This is a genomic window from Nocardia bovistercoris, assembly GCF_015674855.1.
In the GTDB taxonomy this organism is placed as follows: domain Bacteria; phylum Actinomycetota; class Actinomycetes; order Mycobacteriales; family Mycobacteriaceae; genus Nocardia; species Nocardia bovistercoris.
The window spans coordinates 284,964-306,863 of the sequence record NZ_JADMLG010000003.1; the positions used below are offsets into that span (position 1 = coordinate 284,964).

18 protein-coding genes are annotated in these 21,900 nt (G+C 70.1%); 11 read left to right on the top strand and 7 right to left on the bottom strand.

Annotated elements, in window-relative coordinates:
- The first annotated feature begins 2 nt into the window (after positions 1 to 2).
- The gene (locus IT779_RS09365; RefSeq protein ID WP_196148827.1) at positions 3 to 1,697 is read left to right on the top strand and encodes a serine/threonine protein kinase; all 1,695 of its coding nucleotides are present in this window, start codon (positions 3 to 5) and stop codon (positions 1,695 to 1,697) included.
- A 119-nt stretch (positions 1,698 to 1,816) separates the two neighbouring features.
- Positions 1,817 to 2,731 (top strand): DUF5995 family protein, encoded by a 915-nt coding sequence (locus IT779_RS09370; protein ID WP_196148828.1) that lies wholly within the window; start codon positions 1,817 to 1,819, stop codon positions 2,729 to 2,731.
- Between the two features lie 5 nt (positions 2,732 to 2,736).
- Here IT779_RS09370 and IT779_RS09375 read toward each other — a convergent pair whose 3' ends face one another.
- The 3 genes from IT779_RS09375 to IT779_RS09385 form a co-directional block, all read right to left on the bottom strand.
- Entirely contained in the window at positions 2,737 to 3,489 is a 753-nt protein-coding gene (locus IT779_RS09375; protein WP_196148829.1) for a ferritin family protein, read from the bottom strand.
- Positions 3,490 to 3,693: 204 nt separating this feature from the next.
- Complete coding sequence (locus IT779_RS09380; protein ID WP_196148830.1) at positions 3,694 to 5,238, bottom strand: phytoene desaturase family protein; 1,545 nt, start codon at positions 5,236 to 5,238, stop codon at positions 3,694 to 3,696.
- A gap of 67 nt (positions 5,239 to 5,305) precedes the next feature.
- On the bottom strand, positions 5,306 to 5,857 hold the full coding sequence (locus tag IT779_RS09385) for a hypothetical protein (protein ID WP_196148831.1): 552 nt from the start codon (positions 5,855 to 5,857) through the stop codon (positions 5,306 to 5,308).
- A 113-nt stretch (positions 5,858 to 5,970) separates the two neighbouring features.
- Here IT779_RS09385 and IT779_RS09390 point away from each other — a divergent pair, with 113 nt between their 5' ends.
- The 6 genes from IT779_RS09390 (at position 5,971) to IT779_RS09415 (ending at position 14,460) form a co-directional block, all read left to right on the top strand.
- Positions 5,971 to 6,489 carry a hypothetical protein gene (locus IT779_RS09390; protein WP_232541581.1) on the top strand — a complete coding sequence of 173 codons (519 nt, stop codon included), beginning with the start codon at positions 5,971 to 5,973 and terminating at the stop codon, positions 6,487 to 6,489.
- Positions 6,489 to 7,865, top strand: coding sequence for a hypothetical protein (locus IT779_RS09395; protein WP_196148832.1), 1,377 nt, complete (start codon positions 6,489 to 6,491; stop codon positions 7,863 to 7,865). Before IT779_RS09390 ends, IT779_RS09395 begins: the two co-directional genes overlap by 1 nt.
- Positions 7,862 to 9,178, top strand: a complete 1,317-nt coding sequence (locus tag IT779_RS09400; protein ID WP_196148833.1) for a vWA domain-containing protein — start codon at positions 7,862 to 7,864, stop codon at positions 9,176 to 9,178. Before IT779_RS09395 ends, IT779_RS09400 begins: the two co-directional genes overlap by 4 nt.
- Before the next feature lie 12 nt (positions 9,179 to 9,190).
- Positions 9,191 to 10,306: an ATP-binding protein gene (locus IT779_RS09405; RefSeq protein WP_196148834.1), complete on the top strand. Its 1,116-nt coding sequence runs from the start codon at positions 9,191 to 9,193 to the stop codon at positions 10,304 to 10,306.
- The gene (locus IT779_RS09410) at positions 10,303 to 13,077 is read left to right on the top strand and encodes a DUF5682 family protein (protein WP_196148835.1); all 2,775 of its coding nucleotides are present in this window, start codon (positions 10,303 to 10,305) and stop codon (positions 13,075 to 13,077) included. Before IT779_RS09405 ends, IT779_RS09410 begins: the two co-directional genes overlap by 4 nt.
- A gap of 234 nt (positions 13,078 to 13,311) precedes the next feature.
- Entirely contained in the window at positions 13,312 to 14,460 is a 1,149-nt protein-coding gene (locus IT779_RS09415) for a BTAD domain-containing putative transcriptional regulator (protein ID WP_196148836.1), read from the top strand.
- Positions 14,461 to 14,938: 478 nt separating this feature from the next.
- Here the strand turns inward: IT779_RS09415 and IT779_RS09420 are convergent, their stop codons facing one another.
- The gene (locus IT779_RS09420) at positions 14,939 to 15,358 is read right to left on the bottom strand and encodes a hypothetical protein (protein WP_196148837.1); all 420 of its coding nucleotides are present in this window, start codon (positions 15,356 to 15,358) and stop codon (positions 14,939 to 14,941) included.
- A gap of 359 nt (positions 15,359 to 15,717) precedes the next feature.
- Positions 15,718 to 16,473 (bottom strand): 3-oxoacyl-ACP reductase FabG, encoded by a 756-nt coding sequence (gene fabG, locus IT779_RS09425; protein ID WP_196148838.1) that lies wholly within the window; start codon positions 16,471 to 16,473, stop codon positions 15,718 to 15,720.
- A gap of 402 nt (positions 16,474 to 16,875) precedes the next feature.
- Here fabG and IT779_RS37600 point away from each other — a divergent pair, with 402 nt between their 5' ends.
- A complete protein-coding gene (locus IT779_RS37600) occupies positions 16,876 to 17,415 on the top strand; it encodes a QsdR family transcriptional regulator (protein WP_332838729.1) in 540 nt (179 codons plus the stop codon).
- A gap of 6 nt (positions 17,416 to 17,421) precedes the next feature.
- On the opposite strand, the gene IT779_RS09435 is transcribed toward IT779_RS37600, so the two are convergent.
- Entirely contained in the window at positions 17,422 to 18,381 is a 960-nt protein-coding gene (locus IT779_RS09435) for an acyl-ACP desaturase (RefSeq protein WP_196148840.1), read from the bottom strand.
- Positions 18,382 to 18,639: 258 nt separating this feature from the next.
- Here IT779_RS09435 and IT779_RS09440 point away from each other — a divergent pair, with 258 nt between their 5' ends.
- Together IT779_RS09440 and IT779_RS09445 are read left to right on the top strand one after the other, a co-directional pair.
- Positions 18,640 to 19,287, top strand: coding sequence for a response regulator transcription factor (locus tag IT779_RS09440; protein WP_196148841.1), 648 nt, complete (start codon positions 18,640 to 18,642; stop codon positions 19,285 to 19,287).
- The gene (locus tag IT779_RS09445; protein ID WP_196148842.1) at positions 19,284 to 20,999 is read left to right on the top strand and encodes a sensor histidine kinase; all 1,716 of its coding nucleotides are present in this window, start codon (positions 19,284 to 19,286) and stop codon (positions 20,997 to 20,999) included. Before IT779_RS09440 ends, IT779_RS09445 begins: the two co-directional genes overlap by 4 nt.
- 132 nt (positions 21,000 to 21,131) lie before the next feature.
- On the opposite strand, the gene IT779_RS09450 is transcribed toward IT779_RS09445, so the two are convergent.
- Positions 21,132 to 21,785, bottom strand: a complete 654-nt coding sequence (locus tag IT779_RS09450) for a LutC/YkgG family protein (RefSeq protein ID WP_196148843.1) — start codon at positions 21,783 to 21,785, stop codon at positions 21,132 to 21,134.
- Positions 21,786 to 21,900 lie beyond the last annotated feature (115 nt).

Sequence of the window (21,900 nt, forward strand, 5' to 3'; positions counted from 1 at the left end):
CGATGCAACCGCTAGGCATGGACGATCCGCGACGGATCGGGGACTACCGCCTCCTCGGCGTACTCGGCGCCGGGGGCATGGGGCGGGTGTACCTGGGACGCAATGCCGGTGGGCGCACGGTCGCGGTGAAGGTGATCCGGCCCGACCTCATCGGCGACGGCGAGTTCCGGATGCGGTTCCGCCGCGAGGTCACCGCGGCGCGCCGGGTCGGCGGCGCGTTCACCGCCCCGGTGCTCGACGCCGACGTCGACGCGAACCCGCCGTGGCTGGCCACCGGCTACGTCGCGGGATTCTCGCTGGCCGAGGCGGTGGAGCAGTTCGGCACCTTCACCGAGGACGCGATCCTGGTCCTCGCCCGCGGACTCGCCGAGGCGATGTCGGCCATCCACGGCGCGGGGGTCGTGCACCGCGACCTGAAACCCTCCAATGTGCTGTTGGCGCTCGACGGTCCGAAGGTGATCGATTTCGGCATCGCCCGCGCCGTCGAGGACACCGCGCTCACCACCACCGGCAAGGTGATCGGATCGCCGGGATTCATGTGCCCGGAACAGGTCACCGGCGAACCGGTCGTGCCCGCCAGCGATATCTTCGCCCTCGGCGGCGTGCTGGTGTTCGCGGCCACCGGACACGGCCCGTTCGGCACCGGCGACACCGTGCAGATGCTGTGGCGCGTGGTCTACGAGGAGCCGCGCCTGGACGCCGTGCCGGACCGGTTGCGCCCGCTCATCGCGTCCTGCCTGAACAAGAACGCAGGCGCACGGCCGACCCCGCGCCAGTTGCTCGACGAACTCGCCCGCATCGGCGTGCCCGCGGACGGCGGCTGGCTGCCGAATCCGGTATTGCACGAGGTCAGCAGGCGGGCCGTCCAGCTGCTCGACCTCGATTCCGGACCCTACGACATCCCCGAGCAGTTGCAGACCCCGCACGGCCAGGCGGGCTATACGCAGCCGCCCGCCGCAGCGCCGACCGGGCAGGCCTCGGGTCCGCGCTATCCGGCCTCGACGCCGACGTGGGTGTCCGGCGACACCCGGGGTTCCGCCCCGCAGGGATGGCAGACTCCGCAGCCGGGATGGCAGCAGAACCCGGTGGGCGGTCAGCACCCGCCGCCGCACATGATGCCGCAGGTCGCGCAGGCACCGAAACGCGACCGCACGCGGATCGGCCTGATCGTGAGTCTGGTCGTGATCGCCGTGGTCGTCGCGGTCGGGGCGTTCGTGGTCGGCAACCAGCTGCGCAATGACTCGGTCGATTCGGCGTCGAGCACCGAGCCCAGTTACGCGGAGACCACCGACCCCGAAACGACCGAGCCGTCGGCGACCGAGACCAGCGCGGCGGAGTCGGGATCGCCGATCCCCGACGCGTTCCTCGGCAGTTGGCGCGGCACCGCCAACGACGGGCTGCTCGGCTTCGACATCGAACTCACCATCCACGGCGGCACGGTCGGCGACCAGGCCGCGACCTCGTCCAACACCGGCAAGCTGGTCGGCACGAAATGCTCGCGGCTGGAGACGGTGACCTCGGTGGCCGAGGACACCCTGCATTTCACCGCCGCGCTCGATACCGCGAACAGCGGCGCGGACTGCGTGGACGACGGCAAGGAGTCCAGCGTCACCCTGCGCAACGACGGAACCCTCAGCTACAGCACACCCGGCCTGCTCGGCGGCACCATCAGCGGAACGCTGCGCAAGACCTCGTAGCGATACCGGCGCATGCGGACCCGACCCGCGTTCGCTAGGCTCCGAGACGTCCGGACCATCCCCGCGACCGGTGCAGGCCGGTCGACTCCGCAGCATCGATCAGCGAATACGGAGCCGTGATGACCAACTCCCGCACCGCATCCCGCACGACCGCGCGACGAATCGGTGTCGCCGGACTGCTCGTGGTGCTGTCGGCCGCGCTCACCGCCGTCGTTCCGACCCCGGCGGGCGCGGTGGCCGCGCAGGCGTGCGGGTCGCCGCTGAGCGAGGCCGAGATGCGGCAGATCACCGAACTCTCCGATACCTCGGTGCTCACCGGATCGACCATGCAGCGGCTGGAACAGGCCGTCGACCGGCACGCCGGGCTCACCGAAATCCTGGTGCGCCACCGCGACCGCCGCGGGCTGCTGCCGCTGGGCCTGGACGCGGTCGAACAGGCGGCGGTGATGCCGATGCAGCGCGACCCGGCCGCCTTCCGCGACCCCGAATGGGCGCACCGGATCAGCTTGCTGCTGCTGGCCCGCTTCCTCGACGCCGTGCACGCCGAATTCACCGGCGCGCCGGTGCCGCCGCAGTGGGCGCACTACTTCGCGCTCGCCCAGCGGTGCGAACTCTCGGCCGCGCGGGTCGCGATGGCCGGATACAACGCGCACCTCAGCGTCGACCTGTCCTACGCGCTGGCCGACAGCCGCGCCACGCCGGACAACGCGCCCGACAACTTCCGCATCGTGGACGCCATCGCCGGGCACGGCGGGTTGATCGTCTCCCGAACCAAGGAGGTCTACGGCGGCGACCTCGGTCCGCTGTGGCGTTTCTACTTCGTCGGCGAGGGGCTGGACGCGGTGCTGGGCGAAGGCGTCGGCAGCGTGGCGCTGCTGCGGTTCGCCGACTCAGGGGCCAATGTGTTCATCTTCGCCAACGGTCTCGCACTCCAGGATCCGGCGCTCGCGCCCGCCGCCGCGCAGGAGATCGATCTGACGTGGCGTGCCGTCGACGCCGCGCTCGAGGTGCTCACTCGACTCGGCGGGCTGTGACAGCGCTATCCGACGCGTCGATTTCGGCGCGGGGGCAGCGCACCGGGCAGGATCGCGCCGAACAGCGCGATGCCGGATCGCACGAATTGGTGACGGCGACAACCGAACCGGCGTAGTGCAGGGCCGTGGTCGATGGCCACGACCACGGTTGCCCCGATGAGCACCACCCACCACAGCGCCACCGCCACCGCGCGGGTGATCGGGTGCGCGCGAGTGAATTCCGCGCGCAGGCGCTGACAGTGGAACGGGACGTGGCGTTTCTCGTCCTCGAAGATCAGCGCCGCCACCCGACGCGTCAGCGGATCGTCGACGCCTCGACCGAGCAGGCTGTAGTACCGCAGCGCCACCACCTCGGCGACCATCAGCACCATCAGTTCGGTGCGTAAGCCGAGCGCGCGCCGCAGTCGGACGAATACCGCGTCGCTCCAGTGCCCGGAGATGATCGGCGCCTGCGCGGCGGTGAGCAGCCGCTCGAGCAGCCGCGCGTGATTGGCCTCCTCGGCCACGAACATCCGCACCGCGGCGGTGTATTCGGGGTCACCCGCGGCCTCGGCCTTGGCGATCAGGTTCGCGCCGTCGCCGCTCTCGCCGACTTGGAATCGCTGAATGCTGCGGATCACCGAAGCGTCGAGTCGCGCGCCGCGCTCCCAGTCCGGGTCGCCGACCGCAGCGCGCGCGACCGCCTTCGCCGCGAATTCTTCCCGCCACCGGGCGAATCCGGCGAGGTGTCGGCGCTGTTCGAGTCGCACACTGTCCATATCGGCAACAGTAGGAACCGAATGTGCGCGGGCGGCGACGCGAGTGTGGAGATCCCGTGGAGAACCATTTCGACGGGACTGCGCCCGGTCGATCGCGACGCCTATGCCGCGGCGGGCACCCACATTGCTCGTCCTCTCGGTGCACGACCGAACCACGGCCACCGAGCCGTCAGGTCGAGTCCGTAGATCCGGCGGCGAACGCGGTCACGTTTCCAGCACCGCCATCGCCGCGTTGTGGCCGGGAATTCCGCTGACTCCGCCGCCGCGCACCGCGCCCGCGCCGCACAGCAGCACCGTCGGCCGACCGGTCGCGACGCCCCAGCGCTCGGCCGGATCGGTCGACTCCTGCTCCGCGTAGGGGAAGGACAGGTCGCGGTGGAAGATGTGGCCGCCCGGCAGGCCGATCTCGCGCTCCAGGTCGACCGGCGACCTGGCTTCCAGGCACGGCATGCCGTCGGCGTCAACGGCCAGACAGCCCGCGATCGGTTCGGCGAGCACCGAATCCAGTTGCGCCAGCGTGGCGACCACCAGATCGCTGCGGGTCTGTTCCGGCGTCGCGGCGAACAGGTCGGCCGGGGTGTGCAGGCCGAACAGGGTGAGGGTGTGCAGGCCGCGCGCGGCGGCCCGGTCGGACAGGATCGACGGGTCGGTCAGGGTGTGGCAGTAGATCTCCGACGGGGGCGCGGCGGGTCTGGTTCCGCTCGCGGCCTCGCGGTAGGCGCGTTCGAGTTGTTCGTAGGATTCGGCGACGTGGAAAGTGCCCGCGAAGGCGAGCGCCGGGTCGACCGAGGGGTCGCGCAGGCGTGGCAAGCGGTCCAGCACCATGTTGATCTTGAGTTGCGATCCTCGCGGTTTCGGCGGCGCGGGCTCGCCGAGCAGCCGGGACAGGTCGTAGGGCGAGGCGTTGACCAGGACGCGGGAGGCGTGCGCCAGGCCGTCGCTGTGGCGCACCTCGGCGGTGACGCCGTCGGTGTCGATGCCGGTGACCTCGCATCCGGTCACGATCTCGGCGCCCGCCGACCTGGCCGCGTCGGCCAAGGCGTCGGTGAACGCGCCCATGCCGCCGATCGGCACGTCCCAGTCGCCGGTGCCGCCGCCGATCACGTGATAGAGGAAACAGCGGTTCTGCAGCAGAGTCGGATCGTGCGCGTGGGTGAAGGTGCCGATGAGCGCGTCGGTCATGACGACTCCGCGCACGACGTCGTCGGCGAAGCGGGCCTCCACGGTCTCGCCGAGCGGGCGTTCGAACACCTCCTCCCACAGGCGCGGATCGTCGACCAGTCGCCGTAGCTGCGCGCGGGTCGGCAACGGCTGGGTCAGCGTGGGGAACACGCGGGCGGCCAAGCGTGCGGTGGCGGCGTAGAACTCGCGCCAGGCGTCGAAATCGCGGTCGGAGCCGGTGGTGGCGCGGAAGCTGTCCCTGGTGCGCGCTTCGGAGGCGGTGTCGATGAGCAGTCCGCCGGTTCCGACCGGGGTGTAGGAGGAGATGCGGCGGCGCCGGGTCAGGAAGGACAGTCCGAGGTCGGTCACGATCCGGCGCGGCAGGAGGCTGACGAGGTAGGAGTAGCGCGAGAGCCGGACATCGACGCCGGGGAAGACCCGCGCGGAGACCGCGGCGCCGCCGACGTGGTCCCGGCGTTCCAGCACCAGCACCGAGCGTCCGGCGCGGGCGAGATAGGCCGCGGCGACCAAGCCGTTGTGGCCTGCGCCGACCACCACCGCATCATAGGAACTTCGCGTCGAGGTCATCGCTCCTCGATATCACGCGGCGCGCCGGACAGGTGTCCCGACGCGCCACCGCGTGACCGGCCGGTGCTCACACGCCGCCGCACAGGTAGCGCGAGCGCCGCCCGATCAGTCCGAGCGCGTGCCGGTGCACCTCGACGGCGCATTCCCACAGATTCGGCCAATCCAGCAGCGCCACACCGCAATTGGTTTTCGCGAAGGCCGCGTTGGTCAGGTCCCAGTCGCCGATCAGGCCGGTGAATTCGCAGGCCGAGCAGGTTTCGAACGGCTCGGCGCCGTGCATCCACGCCTCGCCGTCCCAGCCCTCGAGCGGGGTGCGACAGCGCGGGCACCACGGGTCGACCGCGTAGTTCCAGGCGCACGCGAAATCGAAGCCGAGCATGGGGGTGACGAGATGACGGTCGGGCACCTCGGTGGCTCGGTCCAGATTGCGCAGCGCCTCGGACATCAATTCCCCGAGCGCGCGGTGATCGACCGGATGACCCGGAACGACCGTGGATCCGTGCTCCGATTCCACGGTGTCGACTTCCCGGCAACCCAGGAAGAAGCGCACTGTCTCACGCACCCGGTGCACCGCGGAGGCATCGGATTCGCCCAGTGCGAAGTAGTACTGCACGAACACCGTGCAGAGCGTAGCAGTAGCCGCCGACATGCGCCGGACATGGCGAAAGCCACTGTCCGGCAACGATGCCCGCCCGCCGAAACCTGTCGGTGGCCTCGACTAGGTTCGTGTCCATGACGAGAACGGGAGGCGATCGGATGGACTCCGGTGACAGCGATCGGGAACGGGCTTCGGTGGTGCGCGTGCTGCCCGCCGTCGCGCCGCGCAAACTCGCGAAGGTGCCCTTCGTGGAAATGGCCGACGGGCGCTTACAGGGTGTGGTGTCCAGCGGCTCGGATATCGCGCGGGTCTATGTCTCGTCGATTTCGGTGCGCGATCACGGATTGAGTTGCAGTACGAACAACAATCGCCCGTGCGGCGGGTTGCGCGGGGCGTATCCGTGCAAGCACATCGACGCGCTGGCGGCGGAGGCGGTGCTGCAATACGGCATGGAGCGGGTCGCGCGGTATCTGCGGGTAGCGGCGCCAGAGGGCGGGAATCTGTTGAGCGCGCTGCTTGTCACTCACGAGCCCGCGCCCGCGGCGGTCGTGTTCAGCCGCTTCCTTCGGCATCTCGCGTATCTGGAACGGCCCGGCGCGGCGTCGCCCATTCCGGAATTGCAGTGGTTCCCGGCCGCGGGGGTGGCGCGCTGATGCTCGGAATCCACTGGGCCGAACTGGCCGAGACGCCCGAGGGCGTGCGGGACGCCGTCGAGATGGTCGCCGCGTTCGATGCCGCGCTGGTCGACGGCGTCGGCCGCCTCGGCGACGCGGGCACGGCGGCGCTGTCCGCCTTGGCGGGCGCGGTCGCGGGCTCGCCGCTGGGCGCACCGGTGGCCGACGCGGTGGCGAGGGTGGCCGCGGGCGCGATCGGCCCCGAGGCGCTCGGCGCGCTGGCGGGGGCGCGCGCGGCGGTACTCGGCGCGGTGCACGACGCGTTGGCGCTGCGGTTCGATACGGCGTTGGGCCGGGTCCGCGCGGAGTGGGCGGGACCGGACCCGAGTCAGGGGGCGAGCACGCTCGCGGCGGGGTGCCGGGCGTGGTTGCAGGAGTTGGCGATCACCGGGTGGCGCGGGGTCGACCACGAACTGGTCGCCGCGGCCGATCGCACCGTCGAGGCGCTGTGGGATCAGCCGGAGCTGCGTCGGCTCGCGGTGCTGCTGGACGGATTCGCCGCGGAACTGCACGCGGCGTCGCCGATCGCGAGCCTGGACCGGGTGCCCGCGCGGCGCTGGGCCGATCTGTGGAGCCGCGCGCTGCTGCTGACCTGGCGTGCGGAGTCCCCGCCCGCGCCGGAGACGGTCTCGGGGCGGCTGCTGATCCTCGGGGTTGACGTGCACGAGCACGGCACCGCCGTGCAGGCGCAGGTGCACGCGTTGCTCGAGGTCGGCGCAGGTCCCGCCCGCCGGGTGCGGGTCAGCGTGAGCGCGGCCAAGGTCGACACCATCGTCGGCCCGGCGGTGTGGCAGGTGCTCGGCGAACATCCCCGCCTGCTCCAGGCTTTGGCCGAACACCGCGTGCTGACGATCGCCGACACCGCGATCACCCCGAGCGGCGATCTGCTGTGGTGCGATGCGAACGCGACCCTCGGCACGGAGGCCGACCCGTTCACCACCGCCCGTGTGCGACTAGCCGACGCGGTGTCGCCCGCGGTCGCGCCGCTGGATCGCGACCCGGTGCACCTTGCCGAACCGGTCCTGCTCGAGGGTTATCGGATCGTCGACGGCGTCCTGGAACTCGACGGCGGCCGCGTACCGATCGAGACCGACCGGCTCCCCGACTGCGGACCGCTCACGCCGGCGCTCGTCGCCGATTCCACGGCCTGCATCGGCCTGCTGCGCTGGGACGTCGGCGGCTGGTCGCTGCGGCCGCTGGCGATCCAGCGCACCGTCAAGGGCGCGACGGTCCAGGTCCACAACGGCGACTGGGCGCAAGGCCCGACCGATGCCAAGATCGCGAAAGCCCTCGCCAAATCCGGTGATTCGGTGGCGGTGCTACGCGAACGAGCGGGACGGTTGCTGCGGAAATGAGCACTGCGAACGAACCGGCGACCGACGCGACCCGACGTCAGATCCTGTACTGGCGCTTGCTGTCCCGCATCTTCGACAGCGAGGCACAGCCCGCGCTGGAATCGGCGAGCGTCACGATCCTCGACGATCTCGCGCTGCCGCCCGCACTCCTGGAACCGGGCACCGCGGTCGACACCGTCGTGCAGCGCTTCCCCGAACTCGACCGCGAATTCGCCGCGCTGCGTACCGAACTCGACGCCGGGGAAGGCCGCGCGGAGGCCGCGTCCGCCGCGGGCGAGGTGGGCGCGGGCGAGGTGCGCACGGCGGCGCTGATGTCGAAACTGCTGCTCAATGTGTTCGCCACCGGATCGGGGGCGGTAGACGCGGGAATGCTCGCGGCATGGCAGCGCGACGCGGGGTGGTTGCGCGCGACGCTCGGCGACGGCGAACTGCGGCCCGTACTGGCCGAACTCGAAGGCGATCTGGTGGCGCGGATGCGGCTGCGCGAGGTGCTTGCCGATCCGCAGCTGGCCGCGCAGCTCACGCCGAGCATGTCGCTCATCGAACAGTTGCTGCGGGACAAGGCGAATCTGTCCGGTGTCGCGCTGGCCAACGCCAAGGCCCTGATCCGTCGCTTCGTCGACCAGGTCGCCGAGGTGCTGCGCACGCAGGTGCGCCAGGCCACCGCGGGCACGATCGACCGCACGGTGGCGCCGAAGCGGATCCTGCGCAACCTCGACGTGGACCGCACGATCTGGAAGAACCTCACCAACTGGAATCCGGAGGACGAACGGCTCTACGTCGACCGGCTGTTCTATCGGCGCACCGCGACCAGGACCGTGCCCGCCAGGATGATCGTGGTGGTCGACCAGTCCGGTTCCATGGTCGACGCGATGGTCAACTGCACCATCCTCGCCTCGATCTTCGCGGGACTGCCGAAGGTCGACGTGCACCTGGTCGCCTACGACACGAACGCACTCGACCTCACCCCGTGGGTGCACGACCCGTTCGAGGTGCTGTTGCGCACCGACCTCGGCGGCGGCACCGACGGCAGGGTCGCGATGGCGCTGGCGCAGCCGAAGATCGCCGACCCGAAGAACACCGTGCTGGTGTGGATCTCGGACTTCTACGAATGGGAATGCCAACCCCTGTTCGAGAGCATGCAGGCCGTGCACCGCAACGGCGTGAAATTCATTCCGGTCGGCTCGGTGAACAGCTCCGGGCAGCAGAGCGTGAACCCCTGGTTCCGCGAACGCTTCAAGGCCATGGGCACCCCGGTGCTGTCGGGCCGCATCCAGAAACTCGTCAACGAACTCAAGAACTTCCTCGACTAGGAGACGCCTACCATGACCGAAACCACGCTGCGCGCCCCCGCCGAAGTCAAATACGCCGAGGAACTCGACTGGCTGGAATCCATCGACGACGGCCCGAAGCCCTTCGCGTGGCGACTGAGCCCGAAAATGGTGCGGCTGTTCGTCCTCGGCTCCGAACGCGCCGACGGACTCGACCGCACCGTCGACCAGAAATGGTTCGGCGACCGCGGCTTCGTCGAACGCAGCATCGTCACCCTCGCCTCCGACCGCGGCCTGCTGCTCATCGGTGATCCCGGCACCGGCAAGAGTTGGCTGGCCGAACTGCTGTCGGCGGCGATCAGCCGCAATTCCACCCTCGTGGTCCAGGGCACCGCGGGCACCACCGAGGACCACATCAAGTACTCCTGGAACATCTCCATGGTCATCGCCAAGGGGCAGTCGCGGGAATCGATGATCCCCTCGCCCATCATGACCGCGATGGAACAGGGCGTCATCGGCCGCTTCGAGGAACTCACCCGCTCCACCAGCGACGTGCAGGACGCGCTGATCTCGATCCTGTCCGAGAAGTATGTGTCCATCCCAGAACTCGACGACGACAACGTGGTGTTCGCCAAACCCGGCTTCTCCATCATCGCCACGGCCAACAGCCGCGACCGCGGCGTGAACGACCTGTCCTCGGCGTTGAAGCGCCGCTTCAACTTCGTGCGCATCCCGGTGGTCACCAACAAGCGCAGCGAGGCCGAGATCGTGCGTTTCCGCACCGCTGAACTGCTGCGCCGCCACAGCATCGAACTGGAACTGCCGCCGACCCTGCTCGACATCCTGTTGGACAGTTTCGCCGACCTGCGCGCCGCGGCCGCCGCGGCGGGCAGCGACGACGAGAAGTTGGAGTCGGCGCTGTCCACCGCCGAGCAGATCGGCGTACTCGAGGACGCGATCCTGCACTCGCAGTTCTTCGGCGACGCCACCCTGCGCGCCCAGACCCTGGCGGGCTCGCTGGTCGGATCGCTGGTGCGGCGCGCGCCGGAGGATCTGGCCATCCTGAACAAGTTCTGGCACGGGGTGATCGAACCGCGCAGCAAGGAGACCGGCGGCGACTGGACGCCTTTCCTCGAAGGCGGCCGCGACGCCATCGCGAGGCTTTCGTGAGCACCTTCGCCCCGCTGCGCGAGCAGCTCAGCACCGCCGCCGAGCGTTTCAGCGCCGGATCGGAAGTCTTCACCGACATCCTGTCCGGCATCGTCGACGATGTCGATCGCGCGCTCGGCGAACAACTCGAGATCTTCCCGGTCTGCCACCACTCCCCCGCCTCCGCGCTCGCGATGGTGCGGCGGCTGCACGAGAAGCGGCCGTCGGTCGTCTATCTGGAGTTGTGCGAGGACCTGCGGCCGATCCTGGAGGAACTGCGCAACTGCACCCTGCCGGTGGCGCTGCAGGCGTGGGCAGGTGAGACCGACGGGTTCCCGGCCGCGTTGGCGCCGCTGTCGGTGGTCGCACCGATCACCGAGGCGTCCGCCGAGTACCAGGTGATCGCCTACGCGCTGAACACCCCCGGCGTGGAACTGGTCCTGGTCGACCGGTCAACCGACCACGTCTTCCAGTGGTCGCCGTCGGAGGAATCGGCCGCCGAGGAGTCCGTCGCGGACGCTACCGCGAGCGGTGCGGCGCTGCACGGCGACGCGGTCGGCATCGAAATCGGCGATCTGCGACCGCGCTTCGCCGAACTAGAGGAGTACCTGCTGCACCACGGCAAGGTGCGGCACTGGTCGGAATGGTGGGACCAATACGTCGAACAGCCGCTGTCGGGCGCCGACTACGACACCTACCGCCAGGTCATGGTGATGATCGGCAGCCTGTTCCGTCGCCTGCGCCGCGACCGCGACGACCGCGACGAGGACCGCGAGCGGTACATGTGGACCAGGATGCGCGAACACCTCGCCGCCACCGGGGCCGATCCCGCGCACTGCCTGTACGTGTGCGGCGCGTTCCACGCCGCGAGCCGGGTCGAACAGTTCGGGCTGGCCTCGCAGGCGCATTACGAGATCGGCCCGCGCACCGCGACGGTCTGGCAGTACGGGCTCATACCGTCGAGCCATTCCGCCATCGAGGAGCAGTTCGGGTTGGCGCCGGGATCGGTGTCGATCGCGGGAGCCACGTGGGCGAAAGGGTTGAAGCGCGGCCGGATTCGGCCGTTCGACCTCGCGAGCACACCGGCGAAGGGGAAATCGAAGGCGGTCGCCGCGCCCGCGGTCGCGACCGCCGAGGTCGCCGACCAGCTGTCGGGGTACCTGTCGAAGCCGCCGAGTCCGGATCGGCTCGACGAGACCGAACTGCTCGACTGGTCGGTCGACATCGTGCGGCTCGCCCGCCGCAACGGATACCTGGCGAGCACCGCCGACGCCATCGCCGTCTACGAGACCGCGATCCTGTTGGCAGGCATGCGCAATCGGGCCAGGCCGACGCCCTACGACTTCCAGGACGCGGCGATCACCTGCATCGAGAAGGATCACGTACCGGGGCGGCGCGACGTGCGCCGACTGTGCGAGATCCTGCTCGGCGGCGACCGGATCGGGCGGGTCGGATACGCGGCGCTGCCGCCGCTGGCCCGAGACGTCTACGACCGTCTACAACCGCTCGGCATCGATCCCGCGGGCCGCACGGTAAAGCGCACCCTGCTCGATCTCGACGCCGACCCGCACCTGCGGCCGTGCTCGGATCTGCTGTGGATGCTGCGGCGCCTGCTGCCGGACCGGGCCGTGCGACCCGTGATGGGAGCACGCGCGCTGGGCGAACGCGCCATCCAGGAGAGCTGGGATGTGGCGATCGGCAAATACCAGCGCGACCTCGTCCAACTCGGGTACGAGGGCGTCACCCTCGAACAGGTGCTCGAGCAGCGGCTGCGGCGTGCGGTCAACGACCCCGACGCCACCGCGGCGATCGCGCTGGCCGCCGTCGAGGACGCGCTGCTGTATCTCGGCTCGGCTCGGCTCGCCGACGAACTCGGCGCGGGGGCGGGCGGACGGGGGGGGGGCGCCCGCCCGCGGGGGGGGGCGCCCGCGGGTTTGCGCCGTATTCGACTGCTGCTCAACTACTTCCGGTCCACCGATGCGGGACTGCCGTCGTGGTGCGGGCGCTTCGTCACCGCGGGCTACGCCCACTACTGCACGCTGCTCCCGACCGCCTTCACCGACGACGACACCGGGGTGCGGCCGGTCGCGGCGATGCTCGGCTTCCTGTTCGGCATGGAGAACCTGGCTCTGTCACTCGGCTGCGATCACACCCAGCTGGAACTCGCGGTGCGGCAATCGCATCCCGAGGCGCCCGCCAAAGTGGCGCTGCTGTGGGCGACCCGGATGCAACTGGGTCTGCTGACGCGAGCCGAGCTGCGCACGCGCTGCGACGAGATGTTGGCCAATCCACTGATCGTCCCGGCCTTTCCGCAATACCTGAGCGGATTCGTGCAGGCCGTCGATCCGGTGCCGACGGTGAAGCCGTTCGTGGTCGAGATGCTGTCCAAGGCATTCGGCAGACTGCCCGACGCGGTCCTGCTGCCGTGGCTGCCGACACTGATCACCACCTTGCGCACGCAGGCGGGTGAGCTCGTGCCCGCGCTGACCCGCGAGGCGGGCCGCACCTTCCCCGGCGACCGCGCCGGTATCGCCGCCTTCGTCCCGCCGTGGGAGCGCGAGGAATCGCCGCCTCCGGTGGCGGCCGTGCCGTCGGGTGGTCCGGTCGCCGAGTTGCTGCGCACTCATCGGAGTGGTTGCAACGCCATCGCGACACTGTTCGGCCACGACAACCCGTGGTCCGAACCCGCGCCGGGCGCCGTCGGCAATGCGGTCGCCACGCTGCTGGAGAACCACCCGCACACCACGGCCGGGCTCGCGATCTTGTTCGGTCCGGATTTCGCCGTCCGTTGACGTCCTCCCCTGTCGGAAGGCAGGGGAGCTTCGGTCCGCTGCGGCTGGGCCGCGCTCCCCGCGGGTTCCCGCTCCGTCGCCGGTCGCTCGGCCGAGGTCGAGACCGATATCAGAGCTCACAAGCGGTAGCGCAGGCGCCCGACCCGTATACGATTGATGCGCCGCCGGGTGCGCCCGGATCCGGCACCGATTCCTGCCATGGCCTTCGTGGCCCGCGTCGTGAGGGAGTTCGGCATGGCAGAGGGGCGGGCGTGGTTCGGCGTACTCGGTCCGGTGGAACTGACCGTCGACGGTTCGGCGCGCCCGCTCGGCGGACCCAAACAGCGCGCGGTGCTCGCCTATCTGGTCATCAACGCCAACCGGCCGGTGTCGGTGGATTCGCTGGCGCAGGCGGTGTGGGAGGAGAATCCGCCGCCGGATGTGCGGGTCAGTCTGCACACCATCGTCTCGAATCTGCGCAAACCCCTGCGCGAGGCGGGCATCGACGCGCGCGCCACCCTCGCTCAGGTCGGCGCGGGCTATCGGATCACCGTCGCGGAGAACGGCAGTGACGTCCAACGATTCGGCGCACGCAAGGAATCCGGGCTGCGCGCGCTGGCCGCGGGCCGCTTCCGCGCGGCGAGCGAGATGCTCTCCGACGCGCTCGCCCAGTGGCGCGGCCCGGTGCTCGCGGACCTGCGCGGACTCGCCTTCGCCGAGGCGTACGCGACGGTCCTCGACGACGACCGGATGACGGTGGTCGAGGCGCGCGCCGAGGCCGATATCGCGCAGGGCCGCGCGGGCGCGGTGGTCTCGGAGCTGTCGCACCTGGTGGCGGAACACCCGCTGCGCGAACCGCTGTGGCAGCAGCTGATCACCGCCCTCTACGTCGACGGCCGCCAATCCGACGCACTCGACGCGGCGCGCCGCCTGCGCGCGACCCTCGCCGAAGAACTCGGCATCGATCCGGGACCGCCGCTGCGCGACCTCGAAGCAAGGATCCTGCGCCAGGAACCGCTGACCGCGAACGCCGCCGGCGCCGCCTCGGCGACCAGGATGACCACGATCATCGACCAGAGCGGCGGCGACCACCTCGCCACCCTGCGCGACAGCGCAGGCCACCGCCACCCGGTGCGCGGACGGTTCACCAGGATCGGGCGATTGCGCGACAACGACATCACCCTCGACGACGGCAGAGTCAGCCGCCACCACGCCGTCGTCGTCGACACCGGCCTCGCCTACGTCGTGAAGGACCTGATGTCCTCCAACGGCGTCTACGTCGACGACCAGCGGGTCATCGACAGCATGGCCCTCGGCGACGGCGCGGTGCTGCGCATCGGCGACACCGAACTGATCTTCGAACTGGCCCCACGCCGACCAGACCTCCCACCGCCCGCCCGGTGAACCGGTTCGCCGATGCCCGACCGAATCGAGCTCCACTACCACCCACCCGCCGCGAGCGACTGACCTGAAGCCGGTCACACACCGACCCGAGCACCCACCACCGAATAGCCCGACTCAACCGACGGCGACCGAGCCGGGCACCACACCGCCGCGAGCGACTGACCTGGAGCCGGCCACGCACCATCAGAGCACCCCGCCACCGAATAGCCCGGTTCAACCGACGGCGGCAGAGCCGAGCACCACACCGCCGCGCACCCGCCGCGAGCAACCAGCCTGAAGCCGGTCACACACCGACCGAGCACCCCGCCACCGAATAGCCCGACTCATCCGACGGTGGCCGAGCCTGGCGCCACTGCCGCGCGGACGGGGTGCGCGACTGATCCTCGCGCGCTCGTCCTGCGCCGACCGGACACCCGACCCGGCTCGGTCGATGGCAGGCGAGGCACCACTCCCGAGCGGGCACGGCGAGCGTTTCGGCTCAGATGACCAGGCAGGAGTAGCCGATCGGGATGCCCGCGCCGACGAAGACATCGACGCCTGCCGTGGCGCTGTCCGTGGACTGGGCGGCGCTGATGGTGTGGGTACCGCGCGTGGCGGGTGACCATTGCGCGATGGCGACGCCGCCGGTGGGTTGCACGGTGGCGAAGAGAATTCCGTTGTCGTACATGGACACCGGGCCGACGGCGCTGCTCAACCGCGCTTCGACGGTGTAGGTGCACGCGGTGCCGAAGTTGGTCAGCGGGCCGTAGTTGGTGTCGTAGTACACGCCGACCCTGGTGACGGTGGCGCCCGCCGAAGGCGGCTGAGCCATCGCGAGTCCCGCGCACACGGCGACCGCGAATGCCACCGCGCCGCACCGGCGAGCGCGCCGCATCGGGGTGGTGCTGCGAATAGTCATCCGGCCCTCATCCCGCGTCGGATCGGGCGACGCCTGCCGTGCCCGAGGCACCTGGACCTCCGGCAATCCGTCCGGGACCCACCGTCCCGGACCAGATCGTAGGCCCGGCCACCCGACGGCCGACACTTATCCGCCCGGTCGAATCCATGCCGTTATCGGGATCGACCGACACCGCAACCCGAGTCGACCGCCGAGCCCCGCGCGATCGGACCGCGCGGCAGATGGCCGGTGGGCGACGCTCGGCCGCCTCGGTGACGCTCGATCGGCCGCCCCATATCGCTTTCCGAATCCACCGAACGCCGCATCCGAAGCGCCCGCACGATCGAACGCGGGCACGGCGGCCGTTCGGCCTACGACATTCAGTCGGTCGGTCCGCCCGCGACGTAGAGCACCTGTCCGGAGATGAAGCCCGCGCCGTCGCCGACCAGGAAGGCGACCGTCTCGGCGATGTCGGCGGGCTGTCCGACGCGGCCGACGGGGATCTCTTTCGCCAGGCCGTCGGCGAACTGTTCGAAGGAGATGCCGAGGCGTTCGGCGGTGGCGCGGGTCATCTCGGTTTCGATGAAACCGGGGGCGATCGCGTTGACGGTCACTCCGAAGCGGCCGAGTTCGATGGCGAGGGTCTTGGTGAAGCCCTGTAGCCCGGCTTTGGCGGCGGAGTAGTTGGCCTGGCCGCGGTTGCCGAGCGCCGAGGTGCTCGACAGGTTGACGATGCGGCCCCATTTCGCCTCGGTCATGTACTTCTGCGCGGCGCGGCTCATCAGGAACGAGCCGCGCAGGTGCACGCCCATCACCGCGTCCCAGTCGGTCACCGTCATCTTGAACAGCAGGTTGTCGCGGGTGATGCCCGCGTTGTTCACGAGCACGGTCGGCGCGCCGAGTTCGTCGGCGACCCGCTGCACGGCCGCGTCGACGGACGCCTCGTCGGATACGTCGACCCCGACGGCCAGCGCCCGGCCGCCCGCGGCCTCGATGTCGGCGACCACGGGCGCGCCCGCGGATTCCTCGAGGTCGAGCACGGCCACCGCGAGTCCGTTCTCGGCGAGTTTGCGGGCGGTGGCCGCGCCGATTCCGCGGGCGGCTCCGGTGACGATGGCGGTGCGGGTCTCACTCATGGAAAGCTCCCTGGGTCGGGTGATCGAATCGACGTCGATAAGGTACATCTTCGAATCCACGTCTCAATGAGGAGCCCGTTCCCGTCCCGGATTCGCCGACTCAAGTTAGATACATGAACCGACCGGTGTACTATTTCCGTAATGAGCACCTCCACGCGGCGCCCCTCGTCGGAGTCACCGGGACGGCCTGCACCCCCGTCATCAGGACAACCCGCCGCTCGTTCACCCGAACAACCCGCCCCTCGTTCACCAGGCCAGCCCGCCCCTCGTTCACCAGGCCAGCCCGCCCCTCGTTCACCCGGCCAGCCCGCCCCTCGTTCACCCGGCCAGCCCGTCCCTCGTTCACCCGGCCAGCCCGTCCCTCGTTCACCCGGTCGGCCCGCCTCCGCGACCAGAGAGCAGGTGCTCGAACTCACCAGACGCGCCTTCCTGGCGGGCGAACGCGTCGACGTCCAAGCCATCGCGGCCGAACTCGGCCTCAGCCGCGCCTCGATCTACCGCTGGTTCGGCTCCCGCGACGGCCTCCTCGGCACCATGCTCGCCCGCGAGCACCAGCGGATGCTGGACCACGCCGACGCGCGCAGGCAAACGCACGGCGCGGCGCGCATCCTCGAGGTATTCGACCGGGTGGCGCGCTGGGAGTCGGCGAACGAGCCGTTCCGCCGCTACTTCGAACTCGAACCCATCTCCGGCCTGCGCATCATCACCGCGGGCGACGGACCTGTGCAGCCGAAAGTGGTCGCCGCCGTGGAGGAACTGATCGCCCGAGTGGAACGCGAGGACGGCTACGAGCCGCCGCTGGACCGCGCGCTGCTGGCCTACGCCCTGGTCCGCCTCGGCGAGGCGTTCCTCTACAACGACCGCGCCGCGGGGATCCACGGCGACGTCGACCGCCTGCGCCAAGTGCTCGCGGTACTACTCGGGGTGACCCCGCTGGACTGACCGGACTCAGATCCGCGCCGCATCCCTGACCAGCGCCCGGTCACGCTGTTCCTCGAAGCGCGGCACCTTGACCCGCTCCATGTCCTCGAGGAACGCGGCGAGCCGCTCCCGCACCGCCTCGCCGCGAGCGCCGAAGTCGGTGCGCTCGAAGATGTTCCACTGCCGCAGCACCGGCCACAGCACGTCCTCGAGATGCTGGCGCAGATCGTAGACGCCGTATTTGGCCATCAGCACCCCGTTGCGGCGGAAGTCGGGCATGCCCGCACCCGGCATCCGGAAATTCTCGACGATGGTGTCGATGGCCTCGATCGCCTGATCGGGCGCGAGGTCGAGTGCCGCGCCGCAGACCGTGCGGTAGAAGATCATGTGCAGGTTCTCGTCGGCGGCGATGCGTTGCAGCATCCGGTCCGCGATCGGGTCTTCGCAGACCCTGCTGGTGTTGCGATGGGAGACCCTCGTGGCCAGTTCCTGGAAGGACACATACGCCACCGAATGCAGGAATCCGGCGCCGTCCGCGACGCCCGCCGCGTCGACGCCGGAGGAGAAGCCGCCGGTCATGTGGACCATCCTGGCCTGTTCGAGGGCGACCGGGTCCACCCCTCTCGTGACCACGAGGTAGTCGCGGATCACGGTGCTGTGGCGCATCTCCTCGGCGGTCCAGCGCCCGACCCAGGTGCCCCACGCGCCGTCGCGGGAGAAGTTCTGTGCGATCTCGCGGTGGTAGGAAGGCAGGTTGTCCTCGGTGAGCAGGTTGGTGATCATGGCCGCCTTGCCGACCGCGCTGAGCGTGGATTGGCCCGGATCCCAGTCGATTCCACCGAGCATGGCGAAATTGCGGCCCCGGTCCCACGGCACGTAGTCGTGCGGGTTCCAGTCCTTGGCCATGGCCAGGTGGCGGTTGACGCAGGTCTCGGCGACCGGCTCCAGTTCGCGCAGGACCTCACCCTGGGTCAGATCTCGTGGCACAACATGTCCTTCCTCATCTGTCGATGGGATCTGTCGGTGGGATCCCATGCCATCAGCCACCGCGCACGCGGAGCAGGGCCGAACGTCATCGGCGCGCGGGACCATGTGCAGCACGTGCGAGGGTCCTGCGGACCTCGGATCGGCAGGGTCGATGTCAAGGGACTTCGGTCACCTATTACGGGTCCAACACCGCGTTTCTCCGGCATGCCGGTTCCGTACGCTGAACCGGCGGAGCCGACCGCCGAAAGGAGTGCGCCGATGATCACCGTCTTCCTCGTCGACGATCACGAGATCGTCCGCCGCGGCGTCGGCGACCTGATCGGCCTCGAGCCCGATATGGAAGTGGTCGGCGAGGCGGGCACCGTCACCGAGGCCATGGCCCGCATCCCGGCCGCGCGGCCGGACGTGATCGTGCTCGACGTGCGGCTACCCGACGGCAACGGCATCGAACTGTGCCGCGAACTGCTCTCGCGTCACCGCGAACTGCACTGTCTGATCCTCACCTCGTTCACCGACGAACAGGCCATGCTCGACGCCATCCTGGCCGGGGCCAGCGGGTACGTCGTCAAGGACATCGGCACGCTGGAGCTGGTCGACGCCATCCGCTCGGTGGGCGCGGGCAAATCGCTGCTCGACAATCGCGCCGCCGCCGCGCTCATGGCGAAACTGCGCTCGGAGGCCGAGGGGCGCACCGGTCCGCTTGCCGCGCTCACCGAACAGGAACGCGTCCTGCTCGGCCTGCTCGGCGAGGGGCTCACCAACCGCCAGATCGCGGGCCGAATGTTCCTGGCGGAGAAGACCGTCAAGAACTACGTCTCGCGGCTGCTCACCAAACTCGGCGTCGAGCGCCGCACCCAGGCCGCGGTGCTGGCGACCAAACTCGGCGCGCCCGGCGAGCGCGGATGAATCTGCCGCGCATCCCGGAACCGGGCGTGGCGCAGTCCCGGCTGCGGGAACTGCTCGGCCAGATCCAGGACCGCATGGCCGAGATCGTCGGCGTCCGCGATCAGATGGACCGGCTCATCGAGGCCATGCTCGTCGTCACCGCGGGCCTCGACCTCGACAACACCCTGCGCTCCATCGTGCACACCGCCATCGAGCTGGTCGACGCGAAATACGGCGCGCTCGGCGTGCGCGCCACCGACACCACCCGCGAACAGCTGGCCGAATTCGTCTACGAGGGCATCGACGATCGCGCCCGCATCCGCATCGGCGCGCTGCCGACCGGGCACGGCGTGCTCGGCCTACTGCTGCACGAACCCAAACCCATCCGGCTCGCCGATCTGTCGACACACCGCTCCTCGGTCGGTTTCCCGCCGCACCATCCGCCGATGCGCAGTTTCCTCGGCGTCCCCGTGCAGGTGCGCGACGAGGTGTTCGGCAATCTCTATCTCACCGAGAAGGCCGACGGCCAGGAGTTCACCGAACAGGACGAGGTGCTGGTCCAGGCGCTCGCGGCGGCCGCGGGCATCGCCATCGCCAACGCGCGGCTCTACGAACAGTCCCGGATCCGCCAGCAGTGGCTCGAGGCCACCCTCGACGTGGCGACCCAGCTGCTCGCGGGCGGTGAACCGGGCGAGGTGCTCGAACTGGTCGCCGAGCGCGCGGTGTCGGTGACGCGCGCCGGACACGCCTTCGTCGCCCTGCCCGCCGATCCGCAGACCCCGCCCGAGGAGGTCACCGAACTCGTGGTCGTCGCCGCCTCCGGCGCCGATTCCGAAGGTATTGTCGGACAGCGCATCCCGGTGGCGGCCTCGCATTCGGGCGCGGCGTTCCGCGACGGGCGGGTGCACGCGGTCGACGAGTTGGAGTATGTGCCGCCCGACGCGGTCGGCATGGACGGCCCCGCCCTGATCCTGCCGCTGCGCGCGGGCGAAGCCGTGATCGGCGTGCTCACCACGGTGCGTCCCGCTGAGGTGCCGCCGCTGGACCCGGCCGGGCAATCGATGCTCGCGGCCTTCGCCGGACAGGCCGCGCTGGCGCTGCAACTCGCCCACACCCAGCGCAGGATGCGCGACCTCGACGTGCTCTCCGAACGCGACCGGATCGCCCGCGACCTGCACGACCACGTGATCCAGCGCCTGTTCGCGGTCGGCCTTTCGCTGCGCGGCACGGTCGGGCGCACCGACGCGCCCGAGGTCCGCGAACGCCTGGTCGACACCGTGAACGATATCCAGGCGATCGTCCAGGACATCCGCCATTCCATCTTCGACCTGCATTCCAGCACCGGCGCCGAGGCGCCGAAGCTGCGCAAACGCCTCTACGACGCGGTCACCGGCATGACCGCGGACAGCGGCCTGCGCACCACCATCCGGCTCGCGGGTCCGGTGTCGGTGCTCACGCCGCCGCTGTCGGAGGACGTGGAGGCGGTGCTGCGCGAGGCGGTGAGCAATGTGATCCGGCACGCGTCGGCGACCACCGTCGCGGTCACGCTCACGATCCGCGACGATGTCACCGTCGAGGTGGTCGACGACGGTGTCGGGATCGCGCCGGAACTGTCGCGGCGCAGCGGTCTGGCGAATCTCGCGGCGCGCGCCGAACGGCAAGGAGGCGGTTTCGCGATCGAACCCGGTCCCGAAGGCGGGACGGTGCTGCGCTGGTCCGCCCCCTTGGCTTGAGCGCGCAGGGGGCGGCCGCTCGATTCCTCGGTTCACGAGGCTGCCGGGTGCGGGCGTTCGAATGCGTCGGTCGCTGAGCCGATTCACGCCGTTCGACCACCATCGCGCACCGCACAGGCCGTCGCGTGTATCTCAGTCCACGATCACCACTATCAACTGGCGGGCCGTGCGGATGCCCGGCGGCTGGTCGATCTCGGATTCCGCGCTCGCGGAAGGACCGCCGAACCAGGTGATGGTGCGCCGGTGGTCGAGGCGATCGATCACCTCGGGCATGGTCGCGCCGATCTGGTCGACCCGCACGACGCACACGTGACAGGCGGGCGCCAGCGTTGGCGCGCGCCGTCCCTGCCCCATGCCGCCGTCGAGCACGATGATGCCCGCGTCGGCGACCGCGGCCGCGCAACTCGTGACCACCGCGTCGGCCGCGGCCAGCTGACCGGTCGGCAGGAACGGGCTGTCGTCGATGACCTGATTGCGCTCGTCGGCGCGCCAGGTCGCCAGCCAGGTGTCGGGCAGCCCCTGCGGCGCCACCACCGACTTCGCGCCGTGCGCGGCGAGCACCTGACCGATGGTGTCGGCGATGTCCTGTTCGATGATGTTGCGGACCTGGGCGCCGTGATGTCGCAGTCGTTCGGCGAACAGGTCGGCCAGCGCCGTGCGGTCACCCGTGGTCGGCTCGTCCGGTCGGCCGTGCCGCGTATGCGGCATGGTGACCAGCCGTTCGTCCTCCGGCATGACAACCAACGCGTCGCGGACACGACGCAGCAACTCTTCGCGCGGATTCATCGCCACCCACCGTCCCCGCCCCTGCGACCAGTCTGAAACATACCCAATGCACAACTCTCCCAGCAGATTCCGCCGTATCGGCGAGTTGTCCCACGATGGCAACGCGATGGTAGCG